This is a genomic window from Streptomyces sp. NPDC034085 (assembly GCF_055575555.1).
On sequence record NZ_JBVISL010000001.1, the window covers coordinates 1,034,768 to 1,058,192 of the forward strand.

The 23,425-nt window shown below is 73.7% G+C and carries 18 protein-coding genes; 1 reads left to right on the top strand and 17 read right to left on the bottom strand.

What is annotated here, in order from left to right; genetic code table 11:
* Positions 1-22 precede the first annotated feature (22 nt).
* From ACZ501_RS04855 to ACZ501_RS04890, 8 genes are all read right to left on the bottom strand, one after another.
* Positions 23-1,435, bottom strand: a complete 1,413-nt coding sequence (locus tag ACZ501_RS04855) for a WXG100 family type VII secretion target (RefSeq protein ID WP_468792552.1) — start codon at positions 1,433-1,435, stop codon at positions 23-25.
* Positions 1,435-1,902, bottom strand: a complete 468-nt coding sequence (locus ACZ501_RS04860) for a DUF2563 family protein (RefSeq protein WP_468792554.1) — start codon at positions 1,900-1,902, stop codon at positions 1,435-1,437. The genes ACZ501_RS04855 and ACZ501_RS04860 overlap by 1 nt, the downstream gene beginning before the upstream one ends.
* A gap of 69 nt (positions 1,903-1,971) precedes the next feature.
* A complete protein-coding gene (locus ACZ501_RS04865) occupies positions 1,972-4,275 on the bottom strand; it encodes a xanthine dehydrogenase family protein molybdopterin-binding subunit (RefSeq protein ID WP_361599834.1) in 2,304 nt (767 codons plus the stop codon).
* A gap of 50 nt (positions 4,276-4,325) precedes the next feature.
* Positions 4,326-6,515, bottom strand: coding sequence for a (2Fe-2S)-binding protein (locus tag ACZ501_RS04870; RefSeq protein WP_468792556.1), 2,190 nt, complete (start codon positions 6,513-6,515; stop codon positions 4,326-4,328).
* Positions 6,512-7,417 carry an FAD binding domain-containing protein gene (locus ACZ501_RS04875; RefSeq protein ID WP_361611227.1) on the bottom strand — a complete coding sequence of 302 codons (906 nt, stop codon included), beginning with the start codon at positions 7,415-7,417 and terminating at the stop codon, positions 6,512-6,514. Before ACZ501_RS04875 ends, ACZ501_RS04870 begins: the two co-directional genes overlap by 4 nt.
* Before the next feature lie 380 nt (positions 7,418-7,797).
* Positions 7,798-9,474: a beta-N-acetylhexosaminidase gene (locus tag ACZ501_RS04880; protein ID WP_468792559.1), complete on the bottom strand. Its 1,677-nt coding sequence runs from the start codon at positions 9,472-9,474 to the stop codon at positions 7,798-7,800.
* Positions 9,475-9,636: 162 nt separating this feature from the next.
* Positions 9,637-9,921, bottom strand: coding sequence for a DUF3039 domain-containing protein (locus ACZ501_RS04885; RefSeq protein WP_361611439.1), 285 nt, complete (start codon positions 9,919-9,921; stop codon positions 9,637-9,639).
* 29 nt (positions 9,922-9,950) lie between these two features.
* Positions 9,951-10,511 (bottom strand): YqgE/AlgH family protein, encoded by a 561-nt coding sequence (locus ACZ501_RS04890; protein ID WP_361611437.1) that lies wholly within the window; start codon positions 10,509-10,511, stop codon positions 9,951-9,953.
* Positions 10,512-10,773: 262 nt separating this feature from the next.
* Between ACZ501_RS04890 and murA the strand changes: the two genes are divergently transcribed.
* Positions 10,774-12,111: a UDP-N-acetylglucosamine 1-carboxyvinyltransferase gene (gene murA / locus ACZ501_RS04895; protein WP_361611435.1), complete on the top strand. Its 1,338-nt coding sequence runs from the start codon at positions 10,774-10,776 to the stop codon at positions 12,109-12,111.
* Between the two features lie 136 nt (positions 12,112-12,247).
* On the opposite strand, the gene ACZ501_RS04900 is transcribed toward murA, so the two are convergent.
* The 9 genes from ACZ501_RS04900 to ACZ501_RS04940 all read right to left on the bottom strand — a co-directional run bounded on the left by ACZ501_RS04900 (position 12,248) and on the right by ACZ501_RS04940 (position 23,373).
* The gene (locus ACZ501_RS04900; protein ID WP_007264399.1) at positions 12,248-12,529 is read right to left on the bottom strand and encodes an HU family DNA-binding protein; all 282 of its coding nucleotides are present in this window, start codon (positions 12,527-12,529) and stop codon (positions 12,248-12,250) included.
* Between the two features lie 308 nt (positions 12,530-12,837).
* Positions 12,838-14,262 (bottom strand): NAD-dependent malic enzyme, encoded by a 1,425-nt coding sequence (locus ACZ501_RS04905; RefSeq protein WP_361610744.1) that lies wholly within the window; start codon positions 14,260-14,262, stop codon positions 12,838-12,840.
* A gap of 454 nt (positions 14,263-14,716) precedes the next feature.
* On the bottom strand, positions 14,717-17,023 hold the full coding sequence (locus ACZ501_RS04910) for a HelD family protein (RefSeq protein WP_468792561.1): 2,307 nt from the start codon (positions 17,021-17,023) through the stop codon (positions 14,717-14,719).
* A gap of 652 nt (positions 17,024-17,675) precedes the next feature.
* Positions 17,676-18,203: a GNAT family N-acetyltransferase gene (locus tag ACZ501_RS04915; protein WP_468792564.1), complete on the bottom strand. Its 528-nt coding sequence runs from the start codon at positions 18,201-18,203 to the stop codon at positions 17,676-17,678.
* Positions 18,204-18,311: 108 nt separating this feature from the next.
* Positions 18,312-18,908, bottom strand: a complete 597-nt coding sequence (locus ACZ501_RS04920) for a CGNR zinc finger domain-containing protein (protein ID WP_361607785.1) — start codon at positions 18,906-18,908, stop codon at positions 18,312-18,314.
* 95 nt (positions 18,909-19,003) lie between these two features.
* Complete coding sequence (locus ACZ501_RS04925; protein WP_361607788.1) at positions 19,004-19,552, bottom strand: GNAT family N-acetyltransferase; 549 nt, start codon at positions 19,550-19,552, stop codon at positions 19,004-19,006.
* Positions 19,553-19,561: 9 nt separating this feature from the next.
* Positions 19,562-20,713: a uroporphyrinogen-III synthase gene (locus ACZ501_RS04930; protein WP_361607791.1), complete on the bottom strand. Its 1,152-nt coding sequence runs from the start codon at positions 20,711-20,713 to the stop codon at positions 19,562-19,564.
* A gap of 220 nt (positions 20,714-20,933) precedes the next feature.
* A complete protein-coding gene (locus tag ACZ501_RS04935; protein WP_361607794.1) occupies positions 20,934-22,307 on the bottom strand; it encodes a nitrate/nitrite transporter in 1,374 nt (457 codons plus the stop codon).
* Positions 22,308-22,404: 97 nt separating this feature from the next.
* Positions 22,405-23,373, bottom strand: a complete 969-nt coding sequence (locus ACZ501_RS04940; RefSeq protein ID WP_361607797.1) for a LysR family transcriptional regulator — start codon at positions 23,371-23,373, stop codon at positions 22,405-22,407.
* Positions 23,374-23,425 lie beyond the last annotated feature (52 nt).

Below are 23,425 nucleotides of genomic sequence, written 5' to 3' on the forward strand. Positions count from 1 at the left end.
ATTCGTGCAACGTCCGTTCCGCTCAGTCGATCACCGGCGGCACAACACGACGGTTGCCCTGCCAGGTCTCTTCGTCCTCGGCCAAGTAGTCGGGGCGGCCGCCGCCATGGTCTGTGCGCCGCGTGCTCGGGGCTTGGGAAGCACCGCCATGTCCTACTGCTCCAACGCCCGCTCCACGGACGAGGCCGGAACCGCCCTGCGTGAACGGCTGACCACCAGACGCAGCCTGGCGACCACCGACAACACCGCCAGGCTCCATCGCCATTCGCCGACCAACAGCCGGGCCACCCGCAGTGCCGTGCGGGCCGCCGAAACCCCCACCCATCATTCCGGGCCCGGGGCGACCTCCGGCATGGGGACCGTCAGCGCCGATGACGGTGCCTCGTGGGATCCCAGCGTTCGGTACACCGCTAGAAATTGGTCGGCCGCCTACGATTCCGGAGTCGCGCGGGGGTACGACAGGAACACCGCCGATCTTGCCTCCGATGGCAACGGGCGGACGCGTGCCCGGCAATGGGCCGCCACCCAGGCCCGGCGGACCGACATGCGGCGGAAAGGCCACAGGCGGGACCGGCCCGATGGGAGGGTTGCCGCCAGGTCCGCTCGGTCCGGGACCGCCAGGGAGACCATTGGCCGACGGCAGCGTCTTGTCCGGATAGGCAGAAACGTGGTCAAGGTCCACGTTCACACCGCGGTCCAGATTGACCGGCGTCACCGTCGTCCCTGGTGTGAGGGCAGTGGTGTTGTCCGGCAGCAGCGGACGGGCTGTCACATGGCTGCCCTCGCTCGGGTGGCCACTGTATGTGGGCGCAGCAGCCTCGAAGGAAGAGCCGCTCGAGCCAGCACCTGTGGCACCGCCGCCAGATCGAGCAAGGTAGCTACCGTGCCGGATCGCTGCCGGCGGAGCAAAATATCCCGGCGGTGGGGGAAACGTCGGGGCCGGGGTTGTGGTCATTTGGGTCGTCGACTGTTCGTACGACTGGGCCAGCTTCGTCAGTTGTTGTACCGCGTGGGCGTGGTCCGTCGTCAGTTTTGTGTGGGCCGTCTGGCCCAGTTGCTGTGCGTCCGGGTCGTTGTGGTACTTGCGGGCCGATTCCAGGTTCTGCGCCGCCGCCGTGTCGTACTTCGGGGTGTTGGCCTTCACCTCCACCATCGTCTGGGCGGCCTCCGTCATCCACTTGCCGCCCGCCTCGCTGTACTGGCTCAGCAGCAGCGTCGCGCTGCCCGCGCGGCTCACCCACTCCTGGAAGGCGCGGGCGGCCTCGCCCTCCCAGCCCTTGACCTGGTGTTTCTTGAGGCTCTCGCCGATGTCCTTGATGGCGGCCGCCGCCTGCGTCAGCTGCGTGCCGCGCGCCTTGACCGTCTCCGGGTCGAGGGACGCGATCATCGCGAGCAGCTGTTCGTGCGAGTAGCCCTCGAAGTTCGTCGTCGCCATCAGATCGTGCCCTTCGCCGCGCCGGCCTTCTCCAGCGGGTCGCGGTCCCTGACGTAGTCGTCCTTCGAGCGCTTGATCAGCGCCCGCATCCGGGCCTGCGTCTCCTCGTCCACGCCGCCGTAGCCCTTGCCCGCCGTCAGGATGGCGATGCCCAGTGCCTCGATCTGGACCGCGAGGCCCTCGGAGAGCTTCTGGAGCTCGCTGTGGACCGTGCCGTACGCCTTGAACAGCGCGTCCGCCTCCGCGAAGCCCTGGCCGAGGGTGCCGGCCGGGAGGGTGCCGTGGGCCAGTTTCCCGGCGTCGGCCTCGGATCCGTCCAGGGTCTTCAGCAGGGCGTCGACCCGGTTCTTGTAGTCGGTCAGCGACTCGTACTCGACCTCGAGCGCCTTCGCCTGGGCCGCCACCGCCGCCGCCAGGCCGCCGGCGACGTTCACCCCCAGCAGCCCCGGACCGTTGTCCACCGCCATGATGCCTCCCCCGACTCCCCGACCCCGTCCGCCCCACTCTAACGATCGGCGCCGACAGGCCCCAAGACGTTACGAGTTGGGCGCCGCGGCCACCGCCGCCGATGGCCGGATCGGGATCCTGTTGACGGGGCGTCCCGTCGCCGCGCGGACCGCCGAGGCCACCGCCGCCGGGGTCGTCACCACCGGGACCGCGCTCGCCGCCTTCGCCCCGAACGGGGCCACCACGTCGCGTTCCTCGACCAGCCGGACGATGCGCACCGCCGGGGCGTCCAGGGACGTCGGCAGGGCGTAGCCCGTCAGGTCGGGGTGGCGGACGAGGCCCGCGACCGAGCGGAGGTTCTCGGTCAGGGCCGCGCCCACGCCCTGGGTGACGCCCGCTTCGATACGGGCCTCCAGCTGGCGGGGGTTGAGGATGCGGCCGACGTCCTGGGCCACGGCCAGTTCCACGACCCGTACCGAGCCGAGCTCGATGTCCACGTCGACCACCGCGCGGATCGCGCAGAAGGCGAGGCCGACGAAGGCGTCGCCCTGCCCGTCCGCGTCCAGCGGTTCGGTGGGATGGGGGCGGCACTGGGCGGTCGCCCAGAGCTCCTTGCCCTCTATCGCCTCCGCGACCGTCATGGAGAAGGCGCCGTCGTACGACGTGATCCGGCCGTCCGCGATGTGCAGGAGTTCCGTGGACATGCCGAGTTTGTGCGCCATGGGCTGGAGGAGCTGCGTACGGACCATCTTCGCGGCCCGTTCGACGGCCCCGCCGGAGACCCAGGTGTGGCGGCCGTGGGCCGAGGGGCCCGCCGGCGGCTGGTCGGTGTCGACGGGGGCCGTCGACACCTCGTCGATGCCGAGGACCTCCTGGACGATCTGGCGGGCGAGGGTGGCGAAGCCCTGGCCCGTGTCGACCGCCGCGCAGATGACGGTGGCGGCGCCGCCGACCACCTTCACGGTGGCGGTCGAGACCTCGTCCGCGCCCTCGGCGCCGAGCATGTGGACCATGCCCACCCCGTAGCCGACCCCGCGCCGCACCGCGCCCGGCTCGCCCGCGCCCTCGGGGCCGCCGGGCAGCAGCCACTCGTCCTCCGGGGTGTCCTTCGGAAGCGACGGGAGGGGGAAGTCGCGGACGGCGCGCAGGAGTTCGGCGACCGGTGCCGGGCAGGTGACGGTCTGGCCGGTGGGCAGGAGGTCGCCGGTGGCCAGCACGTTGCGCAGGCGCAGCTCCGCGCCGTCGATGCCGAGGGCGGCCGCGAGTTTGTCCATCTGGCCCTCGTAGGCGGCGCAGACCTGCATGGCGCCCTCGCCCCGCACGTGGCCGGAGGGCGGGTTGTTCGTACGGACCGCCCAGCCTTCGACGAAGGCGTGCGGGACGACGTACGGGCCGCACGCGAACGCGACCGCCGCCGCGAGGGACTCGGCGGAGGCGTCGGCGTAGGCGCCGGCGTCCATCAGGATCTGCGCCTCGACCTTGACGAGGCGGCCCTCGGCGTCCGCGTGGTGGCGGTAGCGCAGCAGGGTCGGGTGGCGGTGGGCGTGGCCGAGGAAGGACTCCTCGCGGGTGGCGGCCAGCTTCACCGGGCAGCCCGTACGCAGGGCGAGCAGGCCGAGCGGCAGCTGGAACGCGGCGTCCTCGCGGTCGGCGGTGGCGCCGGGGACGCCGGTGACGACGACCCGGACCCGGTCCGGCTCCAGGCCGAAGCAGGCGGCGGCGAGGTCGCGGTCGGTGTGCGGGTCGGTGGAGGCGGTGTAGATCTCGACGCCGCCGTCGGGGCGGGGCACGGCGAGGCCGGCCTCCGCGCCGATGGGGGCGGGGTCCTGGCGGCCGATCCGGTAGAGGCCCTCGACGACCACCTCGCCCGTCGCCTCGGGGTCGCCGTAGCGCAGCGGGATGTGGCGGATCAGGTTGCCGTCCGGGTGCAGCGGGGGGGCGCCGAAGGACTGCTCGGGGTCGGTGACGGCGTCGAGGAGCTCGTACTCGACGGTGATGGCGGCGGCCGCGAGGCGTGCGGTGTCCGGGTGGTCGGCGGCGACGGCGGCGATGGGCTCGCCGTGGTGGCGTACGACGTCGTGGGCGAACACCGGCCGGTCGGCGATGCGGCGGCCGTGCGTGGTGGCGCCGGGTACGTCGGCGTGGGTGATGACGGCGCGCACGCCGGGCATTTCGGCGGCGGCCGAGGTGTCGATGGAGCGGATGCGGGCGTGGGCGTGCGGGGAGCGCAGCACGGCGGCCCACAGCAGGCCCTCGGCCCACAGGTCCGCGGCGTAGGGGAAGGTGCCCTCGGCCTTGGCGCGGGTGTCCGCCGAGGGGACGGAGACGCCGATTCCGCGCACGGGGCGCGGCTGTTCGGGGTCGCCGTCGGTGCCGAGGCCGACCGTCGCCATGGTGGTGGTCGTGGTGGTGCCGGCCGTCGCCGTGGCCGCGTCCTGCCCGCTCACGCCATGCCTCCGTTGTGCTGGTCCGCGCCGTGTCCGTCCGGTCCGCCGGGTCCGGTCAGTCCGCCGTGCCCGTCGGGTCCGCCGTGTTCGCCGTATCCGCCGTGTTCGCCGAGTCCGTTCGGTACGCCGTGCCCGTCGGTTCCGCCGTGTTCGCCGTATCCGCCGTGTTCGCCGGGGCCGGTCAGTCCGCCGTATCCGTCCGGTCCGGCCGATCCGCCGTGTCCGTCCGGTCCGGTCGATCCGCCGTGTCCGTTCAGTCCGTTCAGTCCCTCGAACCCGCCCGGGCCCGGGTCCGCGCCGAAGGCCTGGAAGGCGTCCGTCCCGTGGGCCGTCCCGTGGATGCCGCCCTCGCCCGGCTGTGCCTGGTGCGGGATGAGCGCCTCGGCGCCCGCCGCCTGCGCCGCGCTCGCCTCGCGCTCCGCGACGACCTCGCGAACCGCCTCGATGACGCCCTTGTAGCCCGAGCAGCGGCAGAGGTTGCCGCACAGCGCCTGGCGGGTCTCCAGGTCGCTGGGGGCGTGGTTGCCCTCCAGCAGGTCGTGGATGGTCATGGCCATGCCGGGCACGCAGAAGCCGCACTGCACCCCGCCCGACCTGCACAACGCCTGCTGCACGTCCGAGAGTTCCCCGCCGCTCGCGAGGCCCTCCACGGTCCGGACCTCGCTGCCGGCCGCCGTCGCCGCCGGGACGAGGCAGGAGGCGACGAGCCGCCCGTCGACCTGCACCGCGCAGGCCCCGCACTCGCCCTGGGAGCAGCCGTCCTTGGCGCCGGCCAGGCCGAGGCGCTCGCGCAGCACGTACAGCAGGGACTCACCGATCCAGGCGCCGGTGACGGGCCGGTCGGCGCCGTTGACGCGCAGGACGTAGGAAGCCGCCGGATGCTCGTGCTGGGCGACGGCGGGGGTGCCCTCTTCTTCGTACGCCGCCCCCTGGGCCGGGAAACTCCCGGTGTCGCCCTCGCCCGGAGGTGTCACACCGATGTCGGCACCGCCGTCACCCGGCACGGGCGCGGCCTCCGCTTCGGCCGGGGCGGCTGCCGGGGTCTGCTCGAAGCCGCGTCCGGTGCCCTCGGCACCCTCCGCGCCGGCGCCCTCCACCGGACGCGGCCGCTGGCCCTCGTCCGGCATCCCGGCCGGGCCGTGGGCGGCGTCGATGTCGGGGGCGGCGGGAGGCACGGCCTCCGGCTCCGGCCCGGCCTGGAGGTAGGTCTCGGGCAGCGGGGTGCCGACCCCGGGCCCGCCCAGCACCCTCGGACCGCGTCCGGCGGCACCCGGGCCCCCAGGAGCGCCGGCGACCTCGCCCGGGAGCACGCCGGAGCTCAGCAGCACCCCGGCGCCGGCGTCCCGCGCCTCACCCGCTTCCGGCTGTTCGGGAGCGGCCGAAGGAGCCGCCGAAGGAGCGTCCGACGGGGCGGCCCAGGGCGCGGCGGCCCCGCCCGGCAGCGTCGCCGGGGCGGCCTGGCCCCACCCGCCGTCCAGGGCGGGGTCGCCCGCGCCGCCGGGCAGCGTCCACTGCCCCGTGGCCATCGCGTCCTCGGAGTGGTGCACCGCCTCGGGGAAGTGCCACTCGGCGGTCGAGCCGGAATCCCGGTCGGAGTGCGGCCCGGCGTAGGGGCCGGCCTGCGGATCGCCGTGCGCCCCGCCCTGCGGCAGCCCGCCGCCCAGCCCGCCCTGCGGGTCCCCGTGCAGCCCGCCGCGCGGCTCGGCCTCCGCGTCCCGCGCCCCCGCCGACGCCGCCGCGAAGGCGGCCGCCACCGACGCCGGGAGCGGGATCGACGCCGGGATCGGCGTCCGGCCGGCCGCCTGCGCGGCGGCCCCGGCACCGGGCCCGGTGCCGGCCCCCGGGCCCGCCCCCGCACCCGTACCGGCCCCCGAGCCGGCCTCCGGCCACTGCACCGGCATCGTCCACGTCCCGGTGGCGGAGGGGTCCGTACTCGCCGACCCCAGCGGCACGATCATCGGCGGCGGCACGAAGCCGTGCCCGGGCGCCGCCAGCGGCTCCCCGCTGTCGAGCGCGTCCAGCATCTCCTGCGGCAGCTGCACGAAGGCCGTGGCCTCGTTGTCGTACTCGCCGCCCTGCGGCACCGGCTCCCAGCCCCAGCCGTTCCCCGCGCCGGCGCCGTGCCCCGTGTTGCCGTCGTGCCCCGTGTTCCCCGTCGTTCCGCTCATGTTCTCGTTCTCGCTCATGAGGTCAGCGCCCTCCCCAGGGCCCTGCGCGCCAGCACGGCCACCGTCCGCCGCAGATGCAGTACACCGGAGGAGACCGGTTCCCCCTGGTCGGGCACACATGCGGCCGCGACGTACTCGCCGAAGGCCTCCAGCGCCTCGGGAGCCAGGCTGCGGTCCCCGTCCCAGTCGATCAGCGAGGCCACCCACTGCTCGGCCTCCAGCGGCCGCAGCGGCATCGGGGCCACCGCGCCGATCGCGCACCGCACGCCGCGGCGCGCGGGGTCCAGTACGAGCCCCACGGACGCCACCGCGCGCCCCGGCCCGGTACGCCCCGTGGCCTTCAGGAACACCTGCGGCGCGTGCAGCAGCGGCACCCGCACGAAGCCGATCAGCTCGCCCGGCCGCAGCATGTCGCGCCCGGCCAGCAGATGGGAGACGGGGATCTCGCGCTGCGCGACACCGGAGTCGCCGAGGCCGCCGGGGCCGACGATCACCAGCTCCGCCTCCAGCGCGGCCAGCACCGGCAGGGAGTCACCGGTCGGCGCGGCCGAGGCGATGTTGCCGCCGAGGGTGCCGGCGTTGCGGATCTGGGGCGGGCCCGCGGCCCGGGCGGCCGCCGCCAGCGCCGGGATCAGAGCGGCGAAATCCGGCCGACCCATCCGGGCGTGCGTCAGACCGGCGCCGAGCAGCGCGTGCCCGTCCTGGTACTGCCAGCCGCGGATCTCGTTGATCCGGCCGAGGCCGACCAGGGCGGCGGGGCGCAGCAGTCCGGCGTTGACGGCGGCCATCAGGTCGGTGCCGCCCGCCACGGGCACGGCCGCGGGCATGGCGGCGAGTGCCGCGACGGCCTCGTCGAGCGAGGCCGGCAGCGTCACGGACTGCGCCGCCCGGTCCGCCTGCGGCCCCCGAGCCGAATGCAGTGCGTGCGGCTCCTGAGCCGAATGCGGTGTGTGCGGTGCGTGCGTGGTCAACCCGGCTGCCCCTTCCCGATGTCCCGGTCCCGGCGCTCACGCCTGTCCGCCGTACGGTACGTGCTCACCGCCGGGACGTGGCAACTCTGGCACATCTTCGGGACCGCCCGGCGCGAGGGTCGCCCGCGCACCGGGCGCCGGCCCGCGCACCGGTGCCGCCCGGACGCAGCCGGGGCGCGGCGTGCGTGCGGGGCCGGGCACCGCCCGCACACCATGAGCCGAACGTCCGTTTTCGTCCGTATAGGCCTTATTCGGGGGAGAGTTCCGCAGGTTTCCGAAGAGTTCCGCTTCAGGACGGGTGGCGCCGGAGCGCCCCCCGCGCACCCGGGTCACACGATCGGGGGCGCGCCCTCGATCGGGCGTCCCGGCACCCCCGGCCGCCGCTGCCAGGGCAGCGGTCCGGACGGTGGCCGGTAGTCGACCCCGAGGGCGTCCAGGCGGGCGCGGTGGGCGGCCGTCCGCGCCTCGAAGCCCGCCCAGTCACGGGATTCCGGTTCCGGCAGCCGCGACCACACCGTCTCCGCGAATGCGGCCAGCCTCGGGAACACCTGGTAGTCGACGCGGGCCTGGTTCTCCATCACCTCGGTCCACACGTTGGCCTGGGCGCCCAGGACGCGCGCGGCGGCCTCCGGCGACAGCTTCGGCGGCACCGGCTCGAAGCGGTAGACGTCCTCGAGCGTGCGCACGTACCCGATGGGCATCGGCTCGTCGGGGCCGTCCGCCTGACGGTGGTCCAGGTACACCTGCTGCTCGGGGCACATCACCACGTCGTGCCCGGCCTCGGCGGCGGCGATGCCGCCGGCGTACCCGCGCCAGGAGGACACGGCCGCGCCGTCGGCGAGGCCGCCCTCCAGGATCTCGTCCCAGCCGATGAGCCGGCGGCCGCGCTCCGCCAGCCAGCCGTCGAAGTGCCGGATGAACCAGGCCTGGAGCCCCTCCTCGCCGTCAACGCCCAGTTCACGGATGCGCGCCTGGGCGGCCGGCGACGCCCGCCACTGCTCCTTGGGGCACTCGTCCCCGCCGACGTGCACGAACGGCGAGACCTCCGGCGGGAAGAGGCCGAGGACCTCCTCGAAGACCCCTTCGTAGAAGCGCAGTACGTCCTCGGTGGGCGCGAGGACGTTCTCGCTGATGCCCCAGTCGTCCCACACGCCGAGCGCGGCGGTGTCCACGACGTCGGTGTTGCCGAGTCCGGGATAGGCGGCGATCGCGGCCTGCGAGTGCCCGGGGAGGTCGATCTCCGGGACGATCCGTACGTGCCGCTCCGCCGCGTAGGCGACGATCTCGCGGATGTCGTCCTGGGTGTAGTAGCCGCCGTGCGGGGTCTCGTTCCACCGCGGGGAGGCCCGGTGGCCCCACCGGCTGCGCGGCCGCCAGGCGCCGGTCCCGGTGAGCCCGGGGTGGCGCTCGATCTCGACGCGCCAGCCCTGGTCGTCCGTCAGGTGCAGGTGCAGCACGTTCAGCTTGTGGGCGGTGAGCAGGTCGATGTAGCGCAGCACCCCGTCCTTGGGCATGAAGTGCCGGGCGACGTCGAGCATCATGCCGCGCCATCCGAAGCGGGGGGCGTCGGTGATGTCCGCGTACGGCAGGCTCCATGGGCGGCCGGGGCGCAGCGGTGCCCTGCGGTACGCCTCGGGGCCGAGCAGCTGACGCAGCGTCTGGGCGCCCCAGAACAGCCCGGCCGCGTCGCCGCCGGCCAGGTCCACGCCGTCGGCGCCGATGCGGAGGCGGTACGCCTCCGGCCCGAGCCCGTCCGCTCCCCCGGGCGCGACGCGCAGCCGTACGTCGCCGCGTACGCCGCCCCGCGCACCACCGCGTACGTCGTCCCGCGCTCCCGCGCCGGGCGGCGGCAGCTCCCACCCCGTGGCGGCGCCCACCTCCCGGCGCAGCCAGCGCGCGACGCCCCCGGCGCCGGGCCCGGCGTCGAGCACGGGCTCGGGGCCGAAGGTGTAGCGGCGTCCCTCCGGGTCGGGAACGGCGCTCCGGGGTTGCGGGATCAGGTCCATGCGTCAGCCCTCCGCGGCAGCCAGCCTGGGGCACCCCTCGCAACGCCCGTTCCGCGGGGTGCCGGGTCGTCGCGCCGACCCTAACCCGCCCGCCGGGGACGGCGAAGGCCCCCGGGCGCACGCGTGCGCCCGGGGGCCTTCGTCCGGCGGAGCCGGGACCTGCTAGCTGTCCTTGCCGCCCTTGTCCTTGTCGCCGCCGGCGCCCATGGACTCGTAGATCTCCTTGCACATGGGGCAGACGGGGTACTTCTTCGGGTCGCGGCCCGGGACCCACACCTTGCCGCAGAGCGCGACGACGGGGGTGCCGTCGAGCGCGCTCGCCATGATCTTGTCCTTCTGGACGTAGTGGGCGAAGCGCTCGTGGTCGCCGTCGCCGTGGGACACCTGCGGCGTCGGCTCTACGAGGGTCCCCGTACCAGTCCCGCGCTCGGGCTCAAGAGTGCTCATAAAAACCAGGGTACTGAACGGTGCCGGGGTCAGTTCAGCGACGGGTCGTCCAGATAGGTGGCGACCATGGCGAGGTCGCTGCGCTGGCGGCGCAGCACCGCCCGCCACAGCCGCTCGGGGTCGGGGTGGAAGACGTCGCCCGGTTCGGAGTCGACGACGTACCAGGCGCCGCCGCCGAGCTCGTCCTCCAGCTGGCCGGGGCCCCATCCGGAGTAGCCGGCGAAGATGCGCAGGGAGCCCAGGGCCGCGGCGAGCAGTTCGGGCGGGGCCTCCAGGTCGACGAGGCCGATGGCGCCGTGTACCCGGCGCCAGCCGAGCGGCCCCTCCTCGCCGGGGATCACCGCCACGCCCAGGGCCGAGTCCAGCGCGACGGGCCCGCCCTGGAACACCACCCCGGGGTCGCCGGCCAGCGGGGCCCACGGCAGCAGGATGTCGCGGACGTCCACGGGCGTGGGCCGGTTGAGGACCACGCCGAGGGAGCCCTGCTCGTCGTGGTCGAGCAGCAGCACCACCGCGCGGTCGAAGTTCGGGTCCGCGAGGGCGGGGGTGGCCACGAGCAGCCGCCCTGTGAGGGAGGACACCTCGGTCATGGGCACATGATCTCGCACATTCGCCCTTCGGGGGGAGCGGGCGGTCGAAACGGATCACGCGCAGCTCAGGGCGCACTGCGGCAGAGAGGAGCGCGCACCGTCCCACATGCCGGAACGCCACACTCCGCTACCTGGCGGACACCCTGGGTGTTGTGCCGCATTCATGACAGTTTTACGGCCCCGTCACCCATACAAACAAGGGGGTGGTGGCCCTTACTCTTACGTCTGGTCCCCTGCCCATCCACTCCGGAACGCGAGATCCATGACCGGCAACGATGTCCTGCTTGTCCACGGCGGAACCCCGCTCGAGGGCGAGATCCGTGTCCGCGGTGCGAAGAACCTCGTGCCGAAGGCCATGGTGGCCGCCCTGCTCGGCAGCGAGCCGAGCCGGCTGCGCAATGTTCCCGACATCCGTGACGTGCGGGTCGTTCGCGGTCTGCTCCAGCTGCACGGCGTGACCGTGCGCCCCGGCGAGGAGCCGGGCGAGCTGCTCCTCGACCCGACCTACGTCGAGAGTGCGAACGTCGCCGACATCGACGCGCACGCGGGCTCCTCCCGGATCCCGATCCTCTTCTGCGGCCCGCTGCTGCACCGCCTCGGCCACGCCTTCATCCCGGGCCTGGGCGGCTGCGACATCGGCGGCCGGCCGATCGACTTCCACTTCGACGTGCTCCGCCAGTTCGGCGCGACCATCGAGAAGCGCGAGGGCGGCCAGTACCTGGAGGCCCCCCAGCGCCTGCGCGGGTGCAAGATCCGCCTGCCCTACCCCTCGGTCGGCTCGACCGAGCAGGTCCTGCTGACGGCCGTACTGGCCGAGGGCGTGACCGAGCTGAGCAACGCCGCCGTCGAACCGGAGATCGAGGACCTCATCTGCGTACTGCAGAAGATGGGCGCGATCATCTCCATGGACACCGACCGGACCATCCGGATCACCGGTGTCGACCGTCTGAGCGGCTACAACCACCAGGCGCTCCCGGACCGCCTCGAGGCCGCCTCGTGGGCTTCCGCGGCCCTGGCGACCGGCGGCAACATCTACGTCCGCGGGGCGCAGCAGCGCTCGATGATGACCTTCCTGAACACGTACCGGAAGGTCGGCGGCGCCTTCGAGATCGACGACGAGGGCATCCGCTTCTGGCACCCGGGCGGCCCGCTGAAGGCGATCGCGCTGGAGACGGACGTGCACCCCGGCTTCCAGACCGACTGGCAGCAGCCGCTGGTCGTCGCCCTGACGCAGGCCACGGGCCTGTCGATCGTGCACGAGACGGTGTACGAGTCCCGGCTGGGCTTCACCTCTGCGCTCAACCAGATGGGTGCGCACATCCAGCTGTACCGGGAGTGCCTGGGCGGCAGCGCCTGCCGCTTCGGCCAGCGCAACTTCCTGCACTCGGCCGTCGTCTCCGGCCCGACCAAGCTGCAGGGCGCCGACCTGGTCATCCCCGACCTGCGCGGCGGCTTCTCGTACCTGATCGCGGCGCTGGCGGCCGAGGGCACCTCGCGCGTGCACGGCATCGACCTGATCAACCGCGGCTACGAGAACTTCATGGAGAAGCTCGTGGAGCTCGGCGCCAAGGTCGAGCTGCCGAACGGCGACCTGGTCTGACGATCACCGTCCAGGGCCCCTGAGGGGCCCTGGAAAGGCCTGAGGGCGGCCACCCCGTACGGGGTGGCCGCCCTCGGCCGTTCTACGTACCACTGCCGTCCCGAGGGCCTGTGCGGCCCTCGGCACAAGGGCGGTACTACTTGCCCTTGGCGGCTTCCTTGAGCTTGGAGCCCGCGGAGACCTTCACGCTGTAGCCGGCCGGGATCTGGATGGGGTCGCCGGTCTGCGGGTTGCGCGCGGTGCGAGCGGCACGGTGGGTGCGCTCGAAGGTCAGGAAGCCGGGGATGGTGACCTTCTCGTCGCCCTTGGCGACGATCTCGCCGACGGTCTCGGCGAGCGCGGCCAGAACGGCGTCGGCGTCCTTGCGGGTCACCTCGGCGCGCTCGGACAGAGCGGCCACCAGCTCACTGCGGTTCATGTTGTACTCCCGTGTTCAACTTGCCTTAGAGGCGTGAGATCGAAGCCGATGCTGCCAGGGCCCTAGGACAGTCCCCGGACCCGGGTCTGAACGTCAGACCCTCTCGCCCGGTTACGCATCCTGCCCCCACCAGCGGCGGGAAAGCCAATCCGGCACCCGCCAGGGTCACACGAAAAGCGCCACAGTCACGCCTCGGTGACGCTCCGTCCGCGACCAGGGGCGCCGGCGGATGCGGACCGCGGGCCACGCGGGCACCCCCGCAACCCTAGAGGCGCCCCGGCGGGCCCGCATCCCGCGACGCGCCGGGATCAGGCCGTGGGCCCCGTCACAGCGGCGGCCTGGGCGGCCTTGCGGACGGCGCCCGCGACGGCTCCGGCGACCTTGTCGTTGAAGACGGACGGGATGATGTAGTTGGCGTTCAGCTCGTCCTGGCCGACGACGTCGGCGAGGGCGGTCGCGGCGGCCAGCATCATCTCGGTGTTCACGGTCCGCGACTGGGCGTCCAGCAGGCCGCGGAAGACGCCCGGGAAGACCAGCACGTTGTTGATCTGGTTCGGGAAGTCCGAGCGGCCGGTGGCCACGACGGCGGCGGTCTGGCGTGCGACGGCCGGGTCCACCTCCGGGTCCGGGTTCGCGAGCGCGAACACGATGGCGCCCTCCGCCATCGCCGCCACGTCCTCGCCGGAGAGCACGTTCGGGGCGGAGACGCCGATGAAGACGTCGGCGCCGACCACGGCCTCCTTGAGGGTGCCGGTGTAGCCCTCGGGGTTGGTGTTGTCGGCGATCCAGCGCAGCGGGGAGTCGGGCGCGGCGTCCACCAGGTCGGGGCGGCCGGCGTGCACGACGCCGTGGATGTCGGCGCTGACGGCGTTCTTGACGCCCGCCGCGAGGAGCAGCTTGAGGATGGCCGTACCGGCCGCGCCGGCGCCCGACATGACGACCTTGACGTCGCCAACTGCCTTGCCCACCACGCGAAGTGCGTTGGTCAGGGCGGCGAGGACGACGATGGCGGTGCCGTGCTGGTCGTCGTGGAAGACGGGGATGTCGAGGGCCTCGCGCAGCCGGGCCTCGATCTCGAAGCAGCGCGGCGCGGAGATGTCCTCGAGGTTGATGCCGGCGAAGCCCGGGGCGATGGCCTTGACGATGGCGACGATCTCGTCGGCGTCCTGGGTGTCGAGGCAGATCGGCCAGGCGTCGATGCCGGCGAAGCGCTTGAAGAGGGCCGCCTTGCCCTCCATGACGGGCAGCGCGGCCATCGGGCCGATGTTGCCGAGGCCCAGGACGGCGGAGCCGTCGGTCACGACTGCGACGGAGTTGCGCTTGATGGTGAGGCGGCGGGCGTCCTCGGGGTTCTCGGCGATGGCCATGCACACGCGGGCGACGCCCGGGGTGTAGATCATCGAGAGGTCGTCACGGTTGCGGATGGGGTGCTTGGACGACATCTCGATCTTGCCGCCGAGGTGCATCAGGAAGGTTCTGTCGGAGACCTTGCCGAGGCTGACGCCCTCGATGCCGCGGAGCTTCTCGACGATCTCGTCGGCGTGCGCGGTGGAGGTGGCGGCGATCGTGACGTCGATCCGGAGCTTCTCGTGCCCCGAGGCGGTGACGTCGAGGCCGGTGACCGATCCTCCGGAAGACTCCACGGCGGTGGTGAGCTGGGAGACCGCGGTTCCGCTCGCGGGCACTTCCAGGCGGACCGTCATCGAATACGAGACGCTGGGCGCCGTTGCCATGGCCGTGTTTCCTCTTCTGTCCCTGGTTCTTCTGTACACAGGGTCCGGCGCGGCACCGCCCGACGGGGCGGGTGCGGCAGGACCTGTTGTCCGATCGTCCCACCTACCAGCCGGTACAAGGTAACCAGCTACAAATTTCGGAAAGACTCTTCCACCATACGAGAGATTATGGGTGCCCGGAATGGTGGGTTGATACAAAACAGGTCCGGGCCCTCCACGCGTGGAGGGCCCGGACCTGGTGTGACGACCGAAAAGAAGCTAAGACACCGACCCGCCATGCTCGCCTCGCGGCAAGTGGTCGCTCTAAGCGACGAAGGTTGGGCCCGGGGGCTTGGATCGAGCCGGTGTCGTAACCAGGCTAACAAAGGATCGCCGGAAGCGATCCCCCTCGCGCGAGTTCGGCGCCCCGGACCAGGCCGGATCACGCTCCTGGCCGCGGGCCGTACGGGGCGCCTCAGGGGCGGAGCAGCTCCGGCACCCCGTCCGCGCCCGGCTTGTCGCCCGCCGCCGAGACCACCGTCAGCTGCTGCGTCGCGCGCGTCAGCGCCACGTACAGCACCCTCAGGCCCGCCGGGGACTCCTCCGCGATCTCCGCCGGCGAGACGACCACGGTGGCGTCGTACTCCAGCCCCTTGGCCTCCAGGCTGCCCAGCGCCACCGCCCGGTCGCCCAGCTCCGCCAGCCACTGCGCGGCCTGCGCACGCCGCTCCATCGCCACGACCACGCCGACGGTCCCGTCGACCTGCGCGAGCAGCCGCCGGGTCTCCTCCCGCACCGTCTCGCCCAGGTCCTGGCCGGCCGCCGTGAACCGGGGCTCCAGGCCCGTGGAACGCACCGCCGTCGGCGGCTCCATCCCCGGCATCGCCAGCTCCAGCACCCGGGAGGCCACCTCGGCGACCTCGGCCGGGTTGCGGTAGTTCACGGTCAGCGTGAACCGCCTGCGCGGCCGCCTCCCCAGCGCCTCGTCACGGGCGGCGGCCGCCTCCTCCGGGTCCGTCCACGAGGACTGCGCGGGGTCGCCGACCACCGTCCAGGTGCCCGTCCGGCCCCGCCGGCCCACCATCCGCCACTGCATCGGCGTCAGGTCCTGGGCCTCGTCCACGATCACGTGCGCGTACTCGGTCCGCTCGGCCGCGAGCCGCTCGGCCCGCTCCCAGGTGGTCTCCTCGCGGGTGGGCATCAGCTCCTCCAGCCCGCTGAGCTGGTCCAACGGGTCCATCTCCCGCTTGCGCCGGGGACGCGCGGGCGCGCCCAGCAGCTGCTGGAGCTCGTCCAGCAGCGCGACGTCGTGCACCGACAGCGGCCCCTTGCCATCCGGCCCGACCCGGCGCAGCGACCGCGCCAGCTGGCGGGCCTCGCGCGGGTTCAGGTCCCGGCGCGACCAGCGGCCCAGGCGCCGCTCGTCGGCCATGGCGGCCAGCACCCGGCGCGGGGTCAGCTCCGGCCACCAGGCGTCCAGGAAGCCGAGGAAGTCGTCCTCGGTGGAGATGTCCTCGTCGAAGGCGCCGCGCAGCTCGGCGGCCAGCTCCGGGTCGCTGTGTCGGCCCGCCGCGCCCGTCTTCGCGTACAGGGCGTCGAGGAGCAGCTTGCGGGCGCGCGGGCGCAGCAGGTTCACGGGGGCGGTGCCGCCGAGCACGTTCTGCCGGATCCGGTTCAGCTCGGGGGCCTCCAGCTCGACGCGCCGGCCGAAGGCCACCACGCGCAGCCGCTCGGGCGCGTCGCCCAGCTCCAGGGCGCCCCGGACGGCCTTGCGGAGCACCTTCAGCATCCGGGAGGAACCCTTGATCCGGGCCACGGCCGGCTCGTCGTACGTCGTCGCCTCGGCCCCGTCGACGAGCGAGCCGAGCGCCCGGATGGCGACCTGGCCCTCCTCGCCGAGCGAGGGCAGCACGCCCTCGGTGTAGGCGACGAGGAGCGGGGTCGGCGAGACGATCAGGATGCCGCCGGAGTAGCGGCGGCGGTCCTGGTAGAGGAGGTACGCGGCACGGTGGAGCGCGACGGCCGTCTTCCCGGTGCCCGGCCCGCCGGCCACCTCCGCGACGGAGGCGGCGGGGGCGCGGATGACCAGGTCCTGTTCGGCCTGGATGGAGGAGACGATGTCCCGCATGGAGTGCGTACGGGCCCTGCCGAGGGAGGCCATGAGCGCGCCGTCGCCGATGGCGGGCAGCTCCCGGCCGTCGAGGAAGGCGGTGACCTCGGGGCGCATCAGGTCGTCCTCGACGCCGAGCACCTTGCGGCCCTTGGAGCGGATCACGCGGCGGCGGATGACGCGGCCGGGGTCCTTGGGGGTCGAGCGGTAGAACGGCGCGGCCGCGGGGGCGCGCCAGTCGATGACGAGGGGCGAGTAGTCGGAGTCGAGTACGCCGATGCGCCCGATGTGCAGGGTCTCGGCGATGTCGGCGGTGAGATCGTCGCGGATCGCGTCGTCGGCGGGCGCGACGGAGGTGTACGCGCCGTCCGGGCCGCGCTCCCCGTCCTTGCCGAGGACGAGGTCGATGCGGCCGAAGAGGAAGTCCTCGAACTCGTTGTTGAGCCGGTTGAGGTGGATCCCGGCACGGAACACCTGCGCGTCGCGCTCGGCGAGCGCGCCGGGCGTGCCGACCTGGCCGCGCTGGGCGGCGTCGTTCATGAGGAACTCGGCCTCGTGGATCTTCTCCTCAAGGCGTCGGTACACCTGATCGAGATGCGTCTGCTCGACCGCGATCTCCCGATCGCGGACGGAATCCGCCGTGCTGTCGACAGCGGCATTCTGCGCGGCCACCAAGGCCCCCTTCTGACGTGCATGGGCGACCGTCAACCGTACGCGAATCCGCCCCCTGTCCGCACGCCGGTCCGGGGAGGCGGGCGGGGGCGGGGTGGGGTAGGGGGTGGGACGGGGGTGGGGGCGGTATGCCCTTGGGCCGTATCAGGGAGGGTTTGGGGGGTTCCCGGCAGTCCCATCGTCGTTCCGTGTCGGGCCGGCCTGTCAAGGGCGCTCGCTGCGCTCGCGTCACTGCGTGATCGCCTTCGGCGACCCTTGACAGCCCGTCCCGCCCCGGAAAGCCGAAAGACTGCCGGGAAGCCCCCAAAAGAACGGTCACCAGGGAGGACAGGCAGGAGCGGGTCCCTCAGGGACGAGGCGAGGGGGCGGGGGCCATGGCCTGCCGGGCATCCGGCGGCCGTGATCCCGGGCCGGGGGGCCCGGCTACCCGCACGAAAGGGTGACCAGAGCCCCCTGCGGAGCACCCGAGCGCGTCAGATCGCTACGTGCTCCCGATTGCTTGGCGTCCGGCGGCCGTCTGGGGCTGATACCTGCACCAGGCGTTGATCAGGAGCGCACACGGCAGCGTTGGGCGCGACAGGTCGTCACGTGATGACCATGGCTTGGCGTCCGGCGGCCGTCTGGGGCTGATAGGCACACTCAGAGTCTCGTCTCACACGCGGCGGGCCAGGACCTGGCCCGGCCAGGCGTCGGACAGGAAGCTGTCGGTGGGCGTGAAGCCGTTGCGCTCGTAGAAGGCGACCAGTTCGCCCCCGCCGCCCGCCCAGCAGTCGACGCGCAGGAGGTGCAGGCCGGCCCGGCGGGTCTCCTCGACGGCGTGCGCCAGCAGGGCTGCTCCGATGCCCCGGCCGACGCTCTGCCGGTCGGAGACGAGCAGGCGGACGTACCGCTCGGGTTCGCCGGCCGGGGGGATCGGCATCTGCGGGCTGGGTCCGGAGTCCAGCACCATGGCCCCGACGGGCTTTCCGTCCACCTCGGCGATGTAGGGCATGTTCTCGGTCAGGTACCGCTCGACCCGCTCGACTCCGCCCGGCTTCTGCGAGTACGGCGTGGTGCCCCACTGCTCGGCGTTGCCCCGGGCGTTCATCCAGGCCACCGCACCGTCGAGCATGTCGAGCACGGCCGGCGCATCCGCCAGGCCGCCGGGTCGGATCCGTATGCCGTGTGTCGTGTCGTTCACGGCCGAATCCTAGGCGTCGGGCAAGGGACGTCCTCTGAGTGCCCGGATGCCCGGGGGCCATGCGCCGGGTCCTGAGACCGCCCCGCCGGAACCCCGCTCCCCCGCCCCCTACCCCTCCACCGCCCCCACCACCCGTACCCGCCTGCGGTGGCGGGCCACGCGTTCGCGGTTGCCGCACTGTTCGCTCGAGCACCACCGGCGGCGGTGGCCGCGGGAGGTGTCCAGGTAGAGGCGGGCGCAGCCGTCGCCCTCGCAGGGGCGCAGCAGGGCCAGGTCCCCCGGGTCGGTGAGGAGTTCCACCGCGTCCCGGGCCACCGTGGCCAGCATCCCCGCGCACTCCACCCCGCCGCACAGTTCCCGTACGAGGTGGCCTTCCCGGTCCGGTACGGCGCATACGCCCGGGGGCGGTCCGGCGGCGGCGGCGTTGACCCGGGCCAGGGCGCCCTTCTCCAGTGCAGTGCCGGCCAGTTCGGCCCGTACGAGGGTGCCCACGTCGCGGCGCAGCGCGCGGAAGGCCTCCACCCAGTCGGGCCCGAGCCGCGCGAGCGGGGTCCGGTCGGGGACCAGGCCGGCGCCGACCAGCCACAGCCGCAGCTCGTCGCCGTCACGGATGCCCTCCCGGGATCCGGAACCGGCCCCGCCGCACGCATGCGTGGCCAGCAGGTCCAGACAGACCCGCCCGGAGTCGAACCACATGCCCGTCACCGCCTCGGTCACCTCGGTCGCCGTGGGTCGCCTCCCCAGAGTGCCGTCGGCGGCTTCGAAGCGGAAGCCCCCGTGCGGGGGGCTGCACGCGGGCGTTACGCAGGTGGCGGGTCGTCGTGCAGCAGCCGCTGGAAGAGGCGGTGGTCGCGCCAGGCGCCGTTGACGTGGAGGAAGCCGGGGGCGAGTCCGTACTCGGTGAAGCCCGCCTTGGCCAGAACCCGCATGGAGGCGGTGTTGTCGACCAGCGTCTGGGCTTCGATCCGGTGCAGCCCGAGCTCGTCGCGCGCCGTGCGGCAGAGCTCCTCCAGCGCGGCGGTGGCCAGCCCCTTGCCGTGCCAGGCGGGGTCGACCCAGTAGCCGACGCCGCCGCTGCACAGGGGTCCCCGCGCGATCCCGCCGAGGTTCATCGCGCCGACGACGGCACCGCTCGCCGTCTCCACGAGCACGTACGGGACCAGCCGGCCCCCGTCGCGCTCGTCGAGCATGCCCTCGATGCGGGCCCGCTGCCCGGCCTCGGTGTAGTACGCCTCGGGCCGCAGGGGCTCGTACGGGGCCATGGAAGCCCGGCTGCGCAGCAGTACGTCGGCCAGCCCGGCGGCGTCCCCGACCGCCAGGCCCCTCATCTCCACCCCGTTGACGATCACCCGGGCACGCTAGCGGACGCCGCCCCCCGCGCTCCAGCCCTCGCCCGCCCCCGCGTCCACCGACAGCCGGTACCCGCGCTTGACCACCGTCTGGATCAGCCGCGGCACGCCCAGGGCCGCCCGCAGCCGGGCCATCGCCGTCTCCACGGCGTGCTCGTCGCTCCCCGCCCCCGGCAGCGCCCGCAGCAGGTCCGCCCGGGACACCACCCAGCCGGGCCGCCGGGCGAGCGCCTCCAGCAGCGCCATCCCGGCGGGCGGCACCGGGCGCAGCCGGTCGTCCACGAGCACCGCGTGCCCCCGGACCTCCAGCCGGTGCCCGGCGACGGGCAGGACCCGCGCCCGGCCCGGGAGTTCCCGGCACAGCAGCTGCACCAGCGGCCCGAGCCGGAACCGCTCGGGCTGTACGGTCTCCACCCCCTCGGCCTGGAGCGGCAGCGCGGTGACGGGCCCGACGCACGCGGCGAGCACGGGCCCGCGCAGCGCCTCCAGCACGGCTTCGCGCAGCCCGCGTTCCGCGGCCCGGGACAGCAGGGAGGCGGCGGCGGGCGCCGAGGTGAAGCTGACGGCGTCCACCGTCCCCACGGCCACCGCGTCGAGCAGCCGGTCCAGCGGTGCGGGGTCCTCGGGCGGCATCCACCGGTACACCGGCACCGGCACCACGTCGGCCCCGCCGTCGCGCAGCGCCTCCACGAATCCGGGCAGCGGCTCCCCGTGCAGCTGGAGCGCGATCCGTCGGCCGCGCACCCCGCCGGACAGCAGCCGGTCCAGCACCTCGGCGAGCGATTCGGACTGCGGGGACCAGGCCTCCACCAGTCCGGCGGCCCGGACGGCGCCCTTGACCTTGGGTCCGCGCGCCAGCAGCTCGGTGGCGCGCAGCCGTTCCAGCAGCGCCTCCCCGACGCCCCAGCCGTCGGCGGCCTCGATCCAGCCGCGGAAGCCGATGGCGGTGGTGGCGACGACCGCGTCCGGCGGGTCGGCGACGAGTTCCTTGGTGGCGGCCATCAGCTCCGTGTCGTCGGCGAGCGGCACGATCCGCAGGGCGGGGGCGTGGATGACGGCCGCTCCGCGCCGGCGCAGCAGGGCGATCAGTTCGTCCGCCCGCCGGGCGGCGGTGACTCCGACGGTGAATCCGGCCAGGGGGCCGTGCGTAGCGTCGTCCATCGTGGTGTCCTGCCTTGCCCTGAGGGTGTACTGCGCCGGGGATGCACCGGCCCTGCCAAGGGTCCGGCGGTGCTCCGAGCCTGCCAAGGCGTCGTGTCAGGCTCGGTTCCACCGTATTTCGCGCCAGTTAACCGGCCGGTCGACCGGCCCTGCACCGCCCGGCTGACCGGCCGGCGGGTGCGCCTGGCGCCGGCCGGTCGGCCGTTCCTGCGGGCACGGCTCACACCGAGGTGAGCTGCGCCCTCTCCTCGTCCCCGGCGGTGGCGGGAGCCTGCGCGGCGGCGGGCCGGCGAAGGTATACCGCCCAGGTGACCGCGCAGCACACGGCGTAGAAGCCGAGGAAGGTGACGAAGGCGGCCGTGCCGGCGCCGGAGGTGGTGAAGGCCTCGCGGAACACCAGGTTGATGGCGAGCCCGCCGAGCGCGCCGACGGCTCCGATCAGGCCCATGGAGGCGCCGGACAGCCGCCGTCCGTGCGCGGCGGCCTCCTCGCCGCCGAGGCCGCGGGCGAGGGCCTTGGCCTGGAAGATGCCGGGGATCATCTTGTAGGTGGAGCCGTTGCCGAGGCCGCTGAGCGCGAACAGCGCCACGAAGCCGACGAGGAACACCGGCAGGGACTCCCGTACGGAGGCCAGGACGACCACTCCGGTCGCGGCGGCCATCGCCACGAAGGTGGCGAGCGTGATGCGGGCGCCGCCGAACCGGTCGGCGAGGGCGCCGCCCACGGGCCTGACGAGCGATCCGAGGAGCGGGCCCATGAAGGTGAGGGACGCCGCCTGGAGCGGGGTGCGGCCGAACTGGGTCTGGAGCACCAGTCCGAAGGCGAAGCTGTAGCCGATGAAGGAGCCGAAGGTGCCGACGTAGAGGAAGGCCATGATCCAGGTGTGGGCGTCGCGGGCGGCCTCGCGGACGGCGCCGCCGTCGCCCCGGACGGGAGCCAGGTTGTCCATGCGTACGAGGGCCAGCGCGGCGGCGACGACGATCAGCGGGAGGTAGGTCCCGAGCAACAGCCGGGGGTGTCCGGCGCCGGCGGTGGAGATGACCAGCAGGGCGACGAGCTGGACCACCGGGACGCCGATGTTGCCGCCGCCCGCGTTGATCCCGAGCGCCCAGCCCTTCTTGCGCAGCGGGAAGAAGGCGTTGATGTTCGTCATGGAGGAGGCGAAGTTGCCGCCGCCGACGCCGGTGAGGGCGGCCACGGCCACGAAGGTGGCGTAGGAGGTGCCGGGCTCCATGACGACGAGCGCGGCGACGGTCGGCGCGAGCAGCAGCAGGGCGCTGACGACGGTCCAGTTGCGGCCGCCGAAGCGGGCGACGGCGAAGGTGTAGGGGATGCGGACGAGGGCTCCGACGAAGGTGGCGGTGCCGATGAGGAAGAACTTGCCGGCCGGGTCGATCCCGTACTCGGGGCCCATGAAGAGCACCATCACGGACCACAGCGACCAGATCGAGAAGCCGATGTGCTCGCAGAGGACGGAGTAGAGGAGGTTGCGGCGGGCGGTCCGCTCCCCCGTCTCCCGCCAGAACGTCTCGTCCTCGGGCTCCCACCGCTCGATCCAGCGGCCTCCCCTGCGCGGTGCGTTCGTACCGGTCATCACACGCCTCCACAGCTGTCGCGTCCGTGGAACGGAGGCTAGGAACGGCGCGTTTCGGCCCCGGTCCCCGCCGGATGACCGGCGCGAAACCTTGCACTCACCCGCCGCCCGCACCCGGTGTGAGCGCTGCCGGGAGCCAGCTGCCCGCGGGCACGTCCAGCCAGCCGCCGGCGCTCTGCAGTTCGCCGGCCGCCCGGTCGAGGGCGTCCAGGCCGGGGTGGCGCAGGTCCTTGCGCCACACCATCGACAGCGGGGACAGCGGTACGGGGTCCACGAGCGGCCGCTTGACGCAGCCGGGCATCTCCAGGAAGCCGACGGTCGCGAGGACCGGGTTGCGGGTCTTGGCCATGACCCGGTGGAACTCCTCCTTGCCCACCGCCACCGGGGCGGGCGGCGCGAGCGCGATGCCCCGCCCGGCGAACAGCTCGCGGGCCAGCCCGGTCCACTCCAGGGTCCGCGGGTTCCCGGCGCCGGCGTACACGTGCTCCCCGGCCAGCGCGGCCAGCGGTACGGTCTCCCGCGCGGCCAGCGCATGGTCCTCGGGCAGCAGCACGGCGAGGGGCTCGTAGCGCACCGGGCGGTGGGCGAGCCGGGCGCGCAGCGCGGGGGCGAGGCCGGCCGCGTACCCGAAGGAGACGTCGAGGCGCCCGGCGGCGATCTCGGCGGCGGCATGGGTGAGCCCGCTCTCGAAACGGGCCATCAGCTCGCAGCCGGGGGCGAGTTCGCGGGCCCGTTCCAGCACCTGCCGGCCCGTGCTGGGGCCGTCGGTGTTCGTGTCGACGAGCAGCGCGCGGGGCGGTCCGGCGAAGGCGGCGGCGAGTTCCTCGTGGGCGCGCAGGACGTCGCGGGCGTGGGGCAGCAGCCGCTCCCCGTCGGCGGTCAGCTCGACGGCGCGGGTGGTGCGCAGGAACAGCGGCGTGCCGAGGGCCTGTTCGAGGCGGCGCACGTCCCGGCTGAGGGCCTGCTGGGCGACGTAGAGGCGGGCGGCGGCGCGGGAGAAGTGCAGCTCCTCGGCCACCGCGAGGAAGCCGCGCAGCAGCCGGGGGTCGACGTCACGGGCGGTCATCCCCGGAGATTAACAACAGGAGGGCGTCAATGGCCCCGGAACAGGTGTTGGA